Annotated in this window: 14 protein-coding genes; 13 read left to right on the forward strand and 1 reads right to left on the reverse strand. The window is 40.3% G+C overall.

The features are described 5' to 3' along the window. Window positions 1–7 precede the first annotated feature (7 nt). The 4 genes from NSQ62_RS05545 to NSQ62_RS05560 all read left to right on the forward strand — a co-directional run bounded on the left by NSQ62_RS05545 (window position 8) and on the right by NSQ62_RS05560 (window position 4,228). Window positions 8–778, forward strand: coding sequence for a SigF/SigG family RNA polymerase sporulation sigma factor (locus NSQ62_RS05545; protein WP_341322935.1), 771 nt, complete (start codon window positions 8–10; stop codon window positions 776–778). 4 nt (window positions 779–782) lie between these two features. Continuing rightward, on the forward strand, window positions 783–2,225 hold the full coding sequence (locus NSQ62_RS05550; RefSeq protein WP_341322936.1) for a spore germination protein: 1,443 nt from the start codon (window positions 783–785) through the stop codon (window positions 2,223–2,225). A gap of 102 nt (window positions 2,226–2,327) precedes the next feature. Further along, window positions 2,328–3,647: a diaminopimelate decarboxylase gene (gene lysA / locus NSQ62_RS05555; protein ID WP_341322937.1), complete on the forward strand. Its 1,320-nt coding sequence runs from the start codon at window positions 2,328–2,330 to the stop codon at window positions 3,645–3,647. Between the two features lie 215 nt (window positions 3,648–3,862). Further along, on the forward strand, window positions 3,863–4,228 hold the full coding sequence (locus NSQ62_RS05560) for a GNAT family N-acetyltransferase (RefSeq protein ID WP_341322938.1): 366 nt from the start codon (window positions 3,863–3,865) through the stop codon (window positions 4,226–4,228). Window positions 4,229–4,511: 283 nt separating this feature from the next. On the opposite strand, the gene NSQ62_RS05565 is transcribed toward NSQ62_RS05560, so the two are convergent. Then, window positions 4,512–5,036, reverse strand: coding sequence for a DUF309 domain-containing protein (locus tag NSQ62_RS05565; protein ID WP_341322939.1), 525 nt, complete (start codon window positions 5,034–5,036; stop codon window positions 4,512–4,514). A gap of 429 nt (window positions 5,037–5,465) precedes the next feature. Between NSQ62_RS05565 and NSQ62_RS05570 the strand changes: the two genes are divergently transcribed. The 9 genes from NSQ62_RS05570 to NSQ62_RS05610 all read left to right on the forward strand — a co-directional run bounded on the left by NSQ62_RS05570 (window position 5,466) and on the right by NSQ62_RS05610 (window position 14,790). Continuing rightward, window positions 5,466–6,248, forward strand: coding sequence for a segregation/condensation protein A (locus tag NSQ62_RS05570; RefSeq protein WP_341322940.1), 783 nt, complete (start codon window positions 5,466–5,468; stop codon window positions 6,246–6,248). Next, window positions 6,217–6,804: an SMC-Scp complex subunit ScpB gene (gene scpB, locus NSQ62_RS05575; RefSeq protein ID WP_341322941.1), complete on the forward strand. Its 588-nt coding sequence runs from the start codon at window positions 6,217–6,219 to the stop codon at window positions 6,802–6,804. Before NSQ62_RS05570 ends, scpB begins: the two co-directional genes overlap by 32 nt. A gap of 13 nt (window positions 6,805–6,817) precedes the next feature. Next, complete coding sequence (locus NSQ62_RS05580; RefSeq protein WP_341322942.1) at window positions 6,818–7,798, forward strand: D-alanyl-D-alanine carboxypeptidase family protein; 981 nt, start codon at window positions 6,818–6,820, stop codon at window positions 7,796–7,798. A gap of 150 nt (window positions 7,799–7,948) precedes the next feature. Further along, the gene (locus tag NSQ62_RS05585; RefSeq protein WP_341322943.1) at window positions 7,949–8,692 is read left to right on the forward strand and encodes a pseudouridine synthase; all 744 of its coding nucleotides are present in this window, start codon (window positions 7,949–7,951) and stop codon (window positions 8,690–8,692) included. A gap of 105 nt (window positions 8,693–8,797) precedes the next feature. Further along, entirely contained in the window at window positions 8,798–9,331 is a 534-nt protein-coding gene (gene resA, locus NSQ62_RS05590; protein WP_341322944.1) for a thiol-disulfide oxidoreductase ResA, read from the forward strand. A 13-nt stretch (window positions 9,332–9,344) separates the two neighbouring features. Then, window positions 9,345–11,003 carry a cytochrome c biogenesis protein ResB gene (locus tag NSQ62_RS05595; RefSeq protein WP_341322945.1) on the forward strand — a complete coding sequence of 553 codons (1,659 nt, stop codon included), beginning with the start codon at window positions 9,345–9,347 and terminating at the stop codon, window positions 11,001–11,003. Continuing rightward, window positions 11,000–12,184 carry a c-type cytochrome biogenesis protein CcsB gene (ccsB, locus tag NSQ62_RS05600; RefSeq protein ID WP_341322946.1) on the forward strand — a complete coding sequence of 395 codons (1,185 nt, stop codon included), beginning with the start codon at window positions 11,000–11,002 and terminating at the stop codon, window positions 12,182–12,184. Before NSQ62_RS05595 ends, ccsB begins: the two co-directional genes overlap by 4 nt. Window positions 12,185–12,305: 121 nt before the next feature. Then, a complete protein-coding gene (locus NSQ62_RS05605) occupies window positions 12,306–13,022 on the forward strand; it encodes a response regulator transcription factor (RefSeq protein ID WP_341322947.1) in 717 nt (238 codons plus the stop codon). Next, the gene (locus tag NSQ62_RS05610; RefSeq protein WP_341322948.1) at window positions 13,015–14,790 is read left to right on the forward strand and encodes an ATP-binding protein; all 1,776 of its coding nucleotides are present in this window, start codon (window positions 13,015–13,017) and stop codon (window positions 14,788–14,790) included. The genes NSQ62_RS05605 and NSQ62_RS05610 overlap by 8 nt, the downstream gene beginning before the upstream one ends. The last annotated feature ends 36 nt before the right edge of the window (window positions 14,791–14,826 follow it).

The raw sequence follows: 14,826 nt of genomic DNA on the forward strand, positions 1-14,826 counted from the left end.
TAAGGGGATGGAGAGAATCGAACAGTCATCTGAAACGTTATTAACACAAGCACTGATGCGCGAGCTGATTGCGAAGTCGCAACAAGGCGATACGGACGCAAGAAAGCGGATGATTGAAGGCAATACAAGACTTGTTTGGTCAATTGTACAGCGCTTTAGCTCGCGCGGTGTGGAGCTAGAGGATTTATTTCAAATTGGCTGCATCGGACTGATGAAATCGGTTGATAAGTTTGATTTATCATATGAGGTCAAGTTTTCAACCTATGCCGTACCGATGATTATCGGTGAAATTCAACGCTTTTTACGTGATGATGGAATGGTAAAAGTTAGTCGCTCGATACGCGAGCTCAATTTTAAAATCCGCCATGCGACGGATGAATATTTAAAAACGAATGAAAAGCCACCAACGATTGCGGAGCTCGCCGCGATATTGGACGTATCGACGGATGATATTTTAATGGCTACAGATGCGATGCGTGACCCAGCGAGCTTGCATGACCAGCTATTTGAAAACGACGGAGACTCGATCACGCTCATGGATCAAATGCGCGACGATAAATCGCAGTTACCATTTGAATATATTCCATTAAAGGATTTACTACAGCGGCTTGGGAAGCGTGAGCAATCGATTATTTATTTCCGTTATTATTTAGATTTAACGCAAACTGAAATCGCAGACCGACTCGGCATTTCTCAAGTGCAGGTGTCGCGCTTAGAAAAAAAGATTTTAGCACAGTTAAAAACATGGCTTGAACTACCAACAACAAGTAAGCGGTGAAAACATGAAGAATCAATTATTCACATCTAAGGATATCGCTAAAGATTATTTAGAGAAACGCTTTGACACGAAGCGTACGTTTGATGTTTGCGTAAAAGACATCACGATTAAAAATCTACCGACACTCACCGTATATATTAGTGGATTAGTGAATGGTGAGAGCTTGGCTGAAATGCTTACCAACTTACAGTGGGAACAGCAAGAAGAAATTGAAGATGAAAATGAGTATTTCAACGAGCATTTTAATTACCACGGCAAGGAAGAGGCAACATCGCTTGATGATTTTTTATTAGGTGTTTTAAGTGGGCGTGTGGGCTTTATCACACTGAGTGGTTATGCGTTTTTAGCGGAGTTTCGTGAATATCCGGGGAGAAGTCCTGAAGAGCCTGACAATGAAAAAGTGATTCGAGGTTCGCGCGACGGCTTTGCGGAAAACGTCATTCAAAATGTTGCGCTCATTCGGCGCCGCATTCGGAGCACCGAGCTTCGCTATCAAATGCACCATGTATCAACTTATGGCCAAACCGATGTAGTCATTGCCTATATGGCTGATCTAGTAAATGACGAACATTTGCAGTGGATTACCGAACGGCTTAATCAAATTAAGCATGATGGGTTAACAATGAGTGATAAATCACTTGAAGAATGGTTGTTTAAGCAGCGCTACCATCCGCTGCCGTTTGTACGCTACACAGAACGTCCAGATATTGTCGCGGCGCATTTATTAGAAGGGCATATTGCCATCGTTGTGGATACGTCGCCGTCTGTCATGCTGATGCCGGTAACGATGTTCTATTTACTACAGCATGCAGAAGAATATCGACAAGCACCACTCATTGGATCCATGATGCGCATTTTACGCTTTGGTGCAGTGCTACTGAGCTTTTTACTTTTACCGTTTTGGTATTTACTTGTGACGAATGAGCAGCTCATACCAGATCAATTAGCGTATATAGGAATTAACGATCAGAGTGAAGTACCGCTATTTTTGCAACTGGTCATTGCCGATCTCGGGATTGAATTTTTACGCATCGCCGCCATTCACACCCCAACGCCATTATCGACTGCGATGGGGTTAATCGCCGGCATCATTATCGGACAAATTGCGATTGACGTTGGGTTATTTTCAAGCGAGGTTGTCTTATACACTGCAATTAGCGCTATTTTCACATTTGCCATTCCGAATTACGAATTAAGTATCTCGGTCAAAGTGTTCCGCATATTGCTATTGGCGATCACGGCATTGTTTGGAGTCAATGGATTTTTCATCGGGCTGTTTGCGATTTTTACGTATTTATGTGCATTAAAGCCAATGAAAGTGCCATATTTATGGCCGCTTGTGCCTTTTTTTCCAAAAGCTTTTTTACGCGTCATCATTCGTTTCCCGATGTCAACCGACGCGTTAAGGCCTTATATCGTTGGAGCAAAACAGCGAAAACGCGCATGAACGCACATTGCATGACACTCTCTCCTATGTTAAAGTTCTCATATAATATTTTGTGATTTTTGAGAATATTAAGGCGACTATTTATAGTTAGGAGAGAATGACATGCATTTTTACGGTACACAACAAATTAACGAACAAGGCCATTTAACAATTGGTGGCGTTGACACAATGGAGTTAGCTAAGGCATACGGAACACCTTTATTCGTTTATGATACGGCATTAATTCGAAAGCGCGCGCGTGGCTTTATCGATACATTTGAAAAATTAGGTGTGACGGCACAAGTTGCATATGCTTCAAAAGCATTTGCCTGTGTGGCAGCCTATCAGTTGGCGGCGCAAGAAAATTTATCGCTTGATGTCGTATCAGGTGGCGAATTATTTACTGCTATTAAAGCAGGATTCCCGGCAGAACGCATTCATTTCCACGGCAACAATAAATCTATTGCTGAACTAGAGTTAGCATTTGATACAAAAATCGGCTGTATCGTCGTAGATAACTTTTACGAAATTGCAGTAATTAAAGAAATCGCACAAAACAAAAATCAAAAAATGAACATTCTTTTACGTGTTACACCAGGCGTGGAAGCACATACACATGACTTTATTACAACAGGTCAAGCGGATTCGAAATTTGGTTTTGACTTAAATAATGGTCAAGCCGACGAAGCGTTTAAGCAAGTTGTCAATGATGACTTCATTAACTTACTGGGCTTACATTGTCACATCGGTTCACAAATTTTCGAAACTGAAGGCTTTAGCTTAGCAGCGGGTAAAGTGATGCAAAAAATGGGTGTTTGGAAAGAACAGCACGGTTTTGAAGCAACGGTCTTAAACTTAGGTGGAGGGTTTGGCATTCGTTACACGGAAGAAGACAAGCCGCTTGAGCCACATGAATATGTAGCAGACATGATTAAAGCAGCACAAGCAGAAAGTGTAAAATTAGGCTTAACAATGCCTGAAATTTGGATTGAGCCAGGCCGCTCTTTAGTAGGGGATGCAGGAACATCTCTTTACACAATCGGCTCTCAAAAAACAGTTCCAGGTGTACGCGAATACATCGCGGTTGATGGTGGCATGAGCGACAATATCCGTCCAGCACTATACGATGCAAAATACGAGGCTGTCATTGCGAACAAAGCGAATGAAGAAAAAACAAATACATATACTGTAGCAGGAAAGCTTTGTGAATCAGGTGACAAATTAATCACTGATGCGAGCTTACAAAAGGCGGAAACGGGCGACATTTTAGCGATGTTCTGTACAGGTGCTTATGGGTATTCAATGGCATCTAACTACAACCGTGTGCCGCGTCCAGCTGTTGTATTCGTAGAAAATGGTGAGCACCAATTAGCGATCCAACGCGAAAGTTATGAAGATTTAGTAGTAAATGACCTACCGTTAACATTAAAAAAGGGTGAATAAACGTTGAAACTTTCAAAGCAAGCGAAATGGGGATTAGGTTTACTGACAGCAATCATTGTGTGGAGTCTTCTTTTCATTTACGTTATCAGTCCATTAGTTTATAAAATGTCGAACTAGTTTAGTACAAGCTACAGTGTAACGTTGGAAAATTGTGTTATTGCATTTCTCGGCATCTTTTGATAGGATTTGCAATGGTAGAATTGAGGGAATGTTAAATGTTAGTTCGATATAAAAAGACACTTGAAAAAATTGCGATGGGATTAATTTCATTAATGCCGCAAGAAAAAGAAATCAAACGCTTAATGGAAACTATTCAACAATATGAACAAAACGATAATTGGACATTATATTTGTGGAAAAAGAATGATGAATACGTTGGAACAGTTGGCATTATGGAAGAAGATAATGTTGCAACACTCCAGCATATTACAGTCATTCCATCTTATCGCGGTGAAGGGGTAGCCATGGAAATGCTACAGGAGCTAAAAGATATGGGCTACGAGAAAATCGTTCCCAATGATGACACACATGCATTTGTTCAAAAGTGTATACCTATATTAAATAACGAAGCAGATGAGTAATCTGGCTTCAATAAAAAAGTGAAGTGGCCTCTGCAGCCATTTCACTTTTTTATTTGTTAAGGAAATTATAGATTATCGCATTGTGGATAACTTTGCATAAAGTTCCCTCTACGTCTAGGCTAAAGCGCCAGCCCCTCGAGCTTTTCGGTCCCGCCTTGAGATGCGTGGTAAAGCGTTTACTTTCTAGTCGGGCCCTCCAAAGCTTGAGGCTCACACGACGTGAGTCATTTCGGGCATGCCACATGGATGTGGCGTTTTGACCGATCACGGCTTAGAGGGCGCTTTAGCGCTTTGTTTCTTTGCGGTTGAAGGCACGGATCTGTTTACTAAGTTCTCGCTCGGCAATGACTTCAGAGCGGTCGCGTAGCATATGCTTGTGTAAAATAAATTGTGGATCGAGTGGCGCGGTTGCCGCGATTTTTTCTTCGGTTGCTTTTTTTAGCGCGGCATTCGTTAGCGGAATATTAATACGAGAAAAGGATTCGTGTGACTTTATGCGTGCATACAAGGTAGACATGTCTCTTAGAAGCCGTGCGAAATCGATATACTCAAAAAATGGGGAACCGGCATTCGTTTCGAAATTATCAATGGCTTTTTTCAGGATACGCGCAGCCCCATCAAAATTTTCACGGCGCCAATGATACATACCCGTTGCCAGTTGAACATAGCCTACAAGTGGATGCAACTTTTCGCCAGGCGCAATGTCCTTCCAATACTCTTCAAGCACTTCATGGCATTCAAAATAGTCTTCATTGCCATTAAAATACGCCAGGTAATCGATAAACAGTGGGTGAAGTAAGGGATGCATTGTAAACTCCTTTCGAATATACTAATTAAGTAATGGTATAATGATTTTTGCTGTTTAATAAAAATGTATTAATAAAACTACTTTTTTAAGGTGTGCTTTAACATAAAGTCCGTTGTACTGCGTTGCGGAGAACCTCCACTTCGTACAACTCTAGTTTGTTATTGTCATAAGTAACTTAGATATATTACAAGTGAAAAATAATGCTTTTTTGATATATAAGTAGTTTTGGGATTTATTAAAGTAATCCTTATATTAACATACCCGCCGCCTCGCGATAGCGCAAGCGGCAGCATTGGACTCTTTAATTTTATTTACGAGAGTAGAATGATTGAATCGGTGAGATCACGTGGCTTAGCACGGACATGCATAGGCCATCGATAAAGAAACATTATGCAAAAAATTTAAATCCAAAGATAGGTGACTAAAAATATGTCTTATGAAGTAAAGCTAGAAGCCTTTAGTGGGCCGCTGGATTTATTGTTGCACTTAATCAACCGCTTGGAAATCGATATTTATGATATTCCGATGTCTGAACTGACTGAGCAATATATCGATCATATTCATGCGATGCAAACATTAGAATTAAATGAAGCAAGCGAGTATTTAGTGATGGCGGCAACACTGCTAGCTATTAAAAGTCGTACGTTAATCCCGATTAACGAGGGCGAAATTGACATCGAGGAGTTCGATGTTGATGAAGTCGATCCGCGTGAAGAATTAGTTGCACGTTTAATCGAGTATAAAAAATATAAAGAAGCTGCAACGCAATTACAAGAGCTAGAAAGTGAACGTGGACAAGTATTTACAAAAGCACCAGCGGATTTATCGGAATTTATGTCAGATGAACAAATGACGATGTTTGATACAAACGTCAACGTCTATGACATGCTTAGTGCGTTCCAAAAGTTAATGCGCCGAAAACAACTGAAAAAGCCGTTAGCAACACGTATTGCGCGCCAAGAAATTTCGGTGAAGGAGCAAATGCGCTCCGTGGTAAATGTATTAAAGCAAGCAGGCGGAAAAATGATGTTTTCGCAGCTATTTAAATATGAAGACAAATCAATGCTTGTCTTAACATTTTTAACATTACTTGAGCTGATGAAGCGTCAAGTCGTCTTTGTTGAACAAGAAAAAAACTTTGACGATTTATCCGTATTGCTAAAGAAAGAGGAGATTGGCGATGAACTCGAACAAATTGTTGAGCCGAATTGAGGCATTATTATTCGTAGCAGGCGATGAAGGTATGACAGCAAAGCAGCTTGCACAATATATAGAAGTAGACCTAATGGATATTGAGGCAGGCTTAAGTGACCTACTCTCACAATATAATGAAGAAGAAGCGCGAGGCATTACATTAAAAGAGCTTGCTGGTACATACCAATTAACAACAAAACCAGACGTTGCGGATACATTGAAAAAATTAATCGAAAACCCAACGAATCAGGTATTAACAGCAGCTTCATTAGAAGTGCTTGCCATTATTGCCTACAAGCAACCGATCACACGTGCTGAGGTGGAAGATTTACGCGGTGTGAAAAGTGAGCGCCCTATCGCAACGCTTGTGTCTCGTGCCCTTGTACAAGAAGTGGGCCGTGCAGAAGGGACAGGTCGTGCGATTTTATACGGGACGACAAAAGAGTTTTTAAACTACTTTGGCCTAAAAAATATTAAAGAGTTGCCACCACTTCCAGAAGACGTGGATACAGATGATGAGCAACCAACCGATTTATTCTTAACGAAGTTCCAAGAAACATTTAACCAAAACTAAAAGGAGTGACCTGTTGAAGAAGTGGATTGTTTGTATGATTGTATTGTTACTAGTGAGTACGAGTGCTATTCAAACAAATGCAGCTGGAGCAAGCTATGCCGTCATTGATGCGGAAAACGGTCGATTACTGTTAGGAGAAAACGAACACGCACAATTACCGATTGCGAGCTTAACGAAAATTTGGACAGCTTTAATTGTCCTAGAGCGGAGCGAATTATCGGATTTAGTGTATGTTTCGAGTCGTGCCGCTGCTGTGGAAGGCTCGTCGATTTACCTGGAGCAAGGGCAAACCTACACGATTGACTATTTAGTGCATGGGTTAATGATGCAATCGGGCAATGATGCGGCGGTTGCACTAGCCGAGCATGTCGGCGGCTCGGTGGAGGGCTTTGTTCATTTAATGAACGAAAAGGCAAAGGCCTATCAATTAAAACAAACGACGTTCACCAATCCAACAGGCCTTCATCACGAAAAACATCTCTCTTCTGCCTACGATACAGCGAGAATGCTACAAATTGCGATGCAACATGAAGCATTTCAAAAAATTGCCTCTACAAAAGTTTTTTCGCAAGGAATGACGTGGAAAAACAAGCATCGTTTACTGCATGAAGAGGTCGGGGCAATTGCTGGGAAAACAGGATACACAAAAGTAGCAAGCCGCACACTTGCTACTTTTTTTAAACGGGAACAAAAATCTTTCGTTGTCGTCACGTTAAATGAAGGAAATGACTGGTTTATTCACAAGGAATTGGCAAATTATGTAGAAACACATTTTGAACATGAAATCATCGTCAAAAAAGGTACCTATAAAGTAAATGGAATTTCCGTGTTTGTCGATAGGCCGATGAAACTCCTGTTGAAAAAAGGGGATAGACCAGAGCTTCGGCACCTGCTTGTTGTATCGCGCCATCCCGATTCTGACCGTGCCGCTTGGCGGGTTTATGAAGATAACGTTTTAGTTGCATCGAAATTGATGACCGTAACGGCACGCTAAACCCTCATCAATTAGGTCGTAAAGTAATGGATAAAAGTTAATTCCCTTTTCTAATGGCAGGAAGTATGACATAATCAAAAACGTAAAACTGTGAATGCGTACGCTGAGAAGCACGCGTTATTTGCGCATATCAATCAATGAGGTGAACTTATGGAACGATTACAGAAAGTGATTGCATACGCAGGCGTAGCATCACGACGTAAAGCGGAGCAATTAATTGTAGAAGGTAAAGTTAAAGTAAACGGAAAAGTGATCAAAGAATTAGGAACGAAGGTAGCTAATTCGGATGAGATCGAAGTAGAAGGCGTGAAATTAGAAAAAGAAGATAAAGTGTATTTCTTATTATATAAACCACGTGCCTATATTTCTGCTGTAACTGATGATAAAGGTCGTAATACAGTAACAGATATTTTCAAAAAGCACGTACATCAACGTATTTTCCCAGTAGGTCGTTTAGATTACGATACAACGGGCTTGTTATTATTAACGAATGACGGCGAGTTCTCAAACTTAATGACTCACCCGAAATTCAAAATCGATAAAACATATATCGCGCGTGTAAAAGGGATTCCAACAAAGCAGGGCTTAATGCAGCTACAAAACGGAATCAAGCTTGAAGATGGTAAAACAGCACCAGCGAAAGTAAGTATGACAAGCTATGATGAAAATGCAGGCAAAGCTATTTGTGAAATTACCATTCATGAAGGTCGTAATCGTCAAGTACGTCGTATGTTCGAAGCAATCGGTACACCAGTCGTAAAATTAAAACGTGAGCGCTTTGCGTTCCTTGATTTAGTCGGTTTATCTCCAGGTGAATACCGCCAGTTAACGAAGCACGAAGTAAAATTACTACGTGTATTAGCGGAAACAGGAAAAATAGATTTCAACAGATAGATAGTGGAAACGTTCATAAAGGATTCAAAACTAAGCAATTTCTAACTTGTAATTATTTGCTATAATGGCAAAAGCAGTTGCGGAAAAGGAAGGAGGTTTTCCTATTTGGAACAAAAGAAAAAACGTTCGATTACGCGCGGTACGATTCTAGCAATTTTAGCATTAGCCATTGGATATACTATATACGCCGCCGTAGCGAAGGATAAAATAGAGCTCATTGCAGTTGGTGCAGATGCGCCGGACTTTGAAGTTGTCGATTTAAACGGTGACAAGCATCGACTAAAGGATTACAAGGGTGAAGGTGTGCTCCTCAATTTTTGGGGTACCTGGTGTGAGCCTTGTGAACGAGAGTTCCCAGCAATGGAACGTCAATACGATGTGTTTAAAGAGCAAGGTGTCGAAATGATTGCGGTTAACTTTGCCCAGTCAGATTTTGAAGTAAATAAATACGTAGCGAATATGGGCATGACGTTCCCTGTTGCCATCGATAAAACGAAAAGTGTATTCACTGCCTATAACATCGGCCCACTTCCCACTTCGATCTTTATTAAGCCAGACGGTACAATAGATCGAATCGAAAAAGGTGAAATGAGCGAAGTAGAAATCATTCAATATTTAGAATCGATAAAGCCGGAATAGGAGTTTTTACGCAATGAATAAAATACTTTGTGAATGCGGGCATGAAAATCCTGAAGGCACAAATCTGTGTCAAAAATGCGGTTCCCCTCTAACGGAGGAGGAAAAAGGCAAAAAGATTGCAGATATGCGTTATGAAGGAACAGCCATCCGTTCAAAAACTTATAACAAGTCAATTATTGATAAAATTTGGAATTTCTTTTCGAGTGTAAAGGTTGGGATTACACTCATCATTATTAATTTAATAGCAGCATCGCTTGGTACAATTTTACCGCAGGAGTTTTTCATTAGTGTCGCAACAGACGCGGAGAAAAAACAGTACTATTCAGATGTTTATGGTTGGTTCGGTGAAATCTATTATGCATTAGGTTTATCGGATCTTTATTCGTCCCTTTGGTTCCAAATACTTGTATTAATGTTAGGTGTGTCCATCATTATTGCCAGTATCGACCGCGGTATTCCATTACATAAATCATTAAAAAATCAGCGAGTTAAACGACATATTAATTTTATGAAGCGTCAGCGTGTTGTGGCAAATGGTGCCCCTCTAAAGGAAAGTACGCAGACAATGGAATTAGTCGAGCAAAAGCTAAAAGATTTAAAATACAACGTACGCCGTGAAGACAATGCGGTCATGGCAGAAAAGGGTCGTTTTTCGCGTTACGGTGCGTATGTCAACCATGTAGGCTTAATTGTATTTATCATCGGTGTCATGCTGCATTTATTGCCAGGCGTTTATGTCGATGAATCGATGTGGCTCCGCGAAGGCGAAACACGTGCGATTCCAGGCGTGGATGGCTATTTCTTGAAAAATGATAAATTCATTTTAGAGACCTATGACAACGATCCACAAGGCGAGCAGCTAAAGCAAGGCGTTAATACGATGGCAAAAAACTATCAAACTAATGTCACGCTTTACAAACAAGCAGAAGATGCCGTACCTGGACAAGCAGATAATCTAGAAGAAGTAAAATCCTACGAAATCCGCGTAAACCACCCGTTAAAGCATGAAGGGTTTGCGATGTATCAAATGGATTATCGCTTAAACGAATTAAAAACAATGGTTTTCGATTTAACGAATAAATCAACAGAAGCATCACTTGGACAAGTAAGTATTGATTTAACCAATCCTCAAGATGAGTATGATTTAGGGAATGGTACGAAAGTGCGCTTAATGGGTTATTATCCAGATTTTTCTGGCTTTAAAGAAGGTGTTCCACAAACAGCAACACAAACACCAAATAACCCAGCGTTTATTTTCAAAATGTATACACCTGAAACACCAGACGGCGAAACAAGCTTTGTCGCAATTCAAAATACACTTGAGCCGGATGGTGAAAATGTGTATAAAATGAAGTTCGCAAATGTGGAAACGCGCAATATGTCAGGTTTAATGGTTCGTTACGATAAAACGATACCGCTGTTAATTGTAGGTGGCATTATTTTCATGATTGGTGTGACAATCGGTTCGTACTGGAATCACCGCCGTATTTGGGTGGAGCAGCTAGCAGACGGTACGATTCGGTTAGCCGCACATACAAATAAAAACTGGTTTGGTATAAAGAAAGATTTAAATGCGTTAACGGCGCATGCCCATTTACCACAGTATATAGATCAACAAGATTTAGAGAATAACGACAATGTTGAAATAGAAAAGGATGGTAAAACTTCATGAGTTTAATCGATTTAAGCGGTAACTTGCTTTATGTGGCATTCCTTTGTTATTTATTTGGAACGTTTTTCTTTGGCGGTGCCATTAAAGAAAAAAATGATACTGCAGCAAGTCGCGCCGATAAGTACGGTAAAATAGCGATTATTATTACAATCATCGGTTTTGTTGCACAACTAGGTTATTTCATTACCCGTTGGATTCACACAGGGCATGCGCCTGTAAGTAATATGTTTGAATTTACAACGGCATTTGGTATGTTTATTATTCTGTCATTTATAGTAATTTATTATATGTACAAAGTGGCAGCACTTGGTGTAGTGGCATTACCAATCGCACTATTAATCATTGGTTATGCTGCGATGTTCCCAAGCGAAGTAAGCCCGCTTGTCCCATCATTACAAAGTAATTGGTTAACAATTCACGTGATTACCGCAGCACTTGGCCAATCGATTTTTGCGATTAGTGCCGTTGCCGGTTTAGTATATTTACTAAAAAATGTGGATATGTCGAAAAAATCAAAAGAAAGCTTTTGGTTAGAAACCGTTATGTTCTGCTGTGTACTTGTCGTTGGGTTTATGGTAGCGACAATTACATTTACAGCAATGGATTACAAAGCTGAATTTGAATATGTCGATACATTAGATGCAACAAGTAAAACGACGTATACAATGCCTGCTATTTTCGGAATGAATGAATACGTGGAACTTACAGAAGATAAAATGACACCACTTGTTGAATTACCCGCATTAATCGATGCGCGTAAATTAACGACAGTTGTATGGTCAATCCTTTTCGGTTCAGTATTATACGTAATCATTCGTTTAATCTTCCGCAGAAAAGTGGCAACGATGCTACAGCCATTAGTAAAGCGTGTCAATTCGACATTACTAGATGAAATTGCCTATCGTGCCGTGTTAATCGCTTTCCCGGTATTTACACTAGGCGCACTGATTTTTGCGATGATTTGGGCGCAAGAAGCATGGGGCCGTTTCTGGGGCTGGGACCCGAAAGAAGTATGGGCACTGATAACTTGGTTGTTCTATGCAGCCTTTTTACACCTTCGTTTATCGAAGGGATGGGAAGGGAAAAAGACAGCATGGTTAACGGTAATTGGCTTCTTAATCATTATTTTTAATTTAGTTGTTGTTAATCTAGTAATCGCAGGATTACATTCATACGCATAAAATTAACAAAATATCATAATTTTAGAAAAGTTCTTCCTTGTTTGGTCGAGCTTTTCTTTTCAATTGCCTTTTGAACAGGTACAATAGAATGAGAAACAGAGTTTTGAAAGGGGTAACACCAGTGTCTGAAAATATTTCTGTATTAATCGTTGATGACGAGGATCGTATTCGTCGCTTATTAAAAATGTACTTAGAACGCGAAGGTTATTTTGTAGAAGAAGCTGAAAACGGCGAACAAGCACTAGAAATGGCATTAGAAAAAGATTACCACTGTATTTTACTAGATATTATGATGCCTGAAAAAGACGGGCTTGAAGTGTGTGCAGAGCTACGTGAAAAGAAAACAACACCAATTATTTTATTAACGGCAAAAGGTGAAGAAGCGAACCGTGTACAAGGTTTCGAGCTTGGCGCGGATGACTATATCGTAAAACCATTTAGTCCTCGTGAAGTCGTATTACGTGTAAAAGCAATTTTACGTCGTTCTGCGGTATTCTCGCCAGTAAACAGTGCATCGTCTTCAAAAGACTTAGTGGTATTCCCACACTTAACAATCGATCATGATGCTCATCGTATAACAGCAGATGGCACAGAAGTAAACTTAACACCAAAAGAGTATGAGTTACTTTACTTCCTAGCAAAAGCACCAGATAAAGTATTCGACCGTGAACAATTATTAAAAGAAGTATGGCACTATGATTTCTTTGGGGACTTGCGTACAGTTGATACACATGTTAAGCGCTTACGTGAGAAACTAAACCGCGTTTCTGAAAATGCGGCGAAAATGATCGTTACGGTTTGGGGCGTTGGCTACAAATTCGAGGTCGTAAATGATTAGAATAGCAACAAGTATTGTCGGGAAGCTATGGGGAACCATATTGCTTCTCGTTTCGTTTGTCCTGTTTATTTTCACGGTGTTTATGCTAGAGTTTTTAGAAAAGTACCATAACGAGCAATCTGAAATTTCGCTGCGTCAAACGGCAGCGGCGATTGTGAGTATTGTTGATCATGAAGAGCTAGACGAAAAGCAATTTGCCATTATTTCTGAGCTACTAACAGAAACAACAAATGTACTGATTGCAAAAGATTCAAATGAAGTACTTTACTCCGTACAAGAGGGGGTCAACAAAGAAGCCATCCAGCAGAGAATCATAGCGAATCAAGCATTTGAAAAGCTATACGCCACGAATGAGCCGATTGTAAAGGAACTCCTGTTACCATCGAATACGGATGAAGATAAAAATAGCTCGTACATTGTACTAGGCTTCCCGTTAAAGAGCGAAGCGGAAACACATGGTGCAGTCTTTATATATAAAAATCCGGATGCACTTCATCAAACAAGTAAGCAAACGACAAAAATTGTTTTTATCGCAGCAACGATTGCCCTGATCTTGACAACCATTTTTGCTTTTTTCTTATCTTCTAAAATTACCTTACCATTACGTAAAATGCGTGAGCACGCGTTTGAATTGGCAAAGGGGCGCTTTGACTCAAAATTGGATACAAAACAAAATGATGAAATTGGCCAATTAGCGGTCGCCTTTAACCAAATGGGACGCCAATTAAAAAACCATTTAGAAGTCATTAACCAAGAAAAAGAGCAGCTTTCGAGCGTTTTAACGTCGATGTCTGATGCGGTCATTACCTTTAATCGGGATAAAACTATTTTAGTAAGTAACCCGCAAGCGGAGCGTATGCTGCAAAAATGGTTTGTATCAAAAGGTCTAGATAGCTCAAAGCCGATTCCGGTAGAGGTGTATCATATGCTGGATCATGTACTAAGCTTTGAGGATCAGCTAGAAGAAGAGCTCGAAATCGGAAAGTCGTATTATAGCATTTCGATTAGCCCACTATATAGCGGCGAGGCAATTCGTGGTGCGGTTGCGGTTATCCGTGATAAAACCGAAGAAACAAAGCTCGAAAAATTAAAGTCTGACTTTATTGCCAATGTTTCGCATGAATTGCGTACACCAATTGCGATGCTACAAGGCTACTCAGAAGCGATTTTAGACGGTGTTGTCGAGTCAGAGGAAGAGCGTAATGATATGATCCGTGTCATTCATGATGAATCACAGCGTATGAGCCGGTTAGTGACGGATTTACTTGATCTAGCACGTATGGAAGCAGGACATATGACGCTGTATAAAGATGATGTCCCACTCGTTTCAGTAATTGACCGGATGACGCATAAATTCGATCAACGTGCGAAGGAAAATCATGTACAGTTAAAGTTTGAAACACTGATGCCTAAACAGACGATCATTCCGATTGATGAGGACCGTATTGAGCAAGTGTTAACGAACTTAATCGATAACGCCATTCGCCATACACCAGAAGAAGGTGCGGTGACAGTATCTATTACGGAAGATCAGGGCTATGCGAAAATTCAAGTAAGTGACACAGGACAAGGCATCCCGCAAGATGACCTACCCTATGTATTCGAACGTTTCTATAAAGCAGATAAAGCCCGTACCCGCTCAAAGGGTGGTACAGGACTCGGCCTTGCGATTACCAAAAATATCGTAGAAGCGCATAAAGGGAAAATTACGGTGGAAAGTGTTGAGCAGCAAGGCACAACCTTTACGTTCCACATACCATTAGCTTAAATAGACAAGACGATTAAATTCACCATTTTTATGTAA

The organism is Solibacillus sp. FSL H8-0523 (assembly GCF_038051985.1).
In the GTDB taxonomy this organism is placed as follows: domain Bacteria; phylum Bacillota; class Bacilli; order Bacillales_A; family Planococcaceae; genus Solibacillus.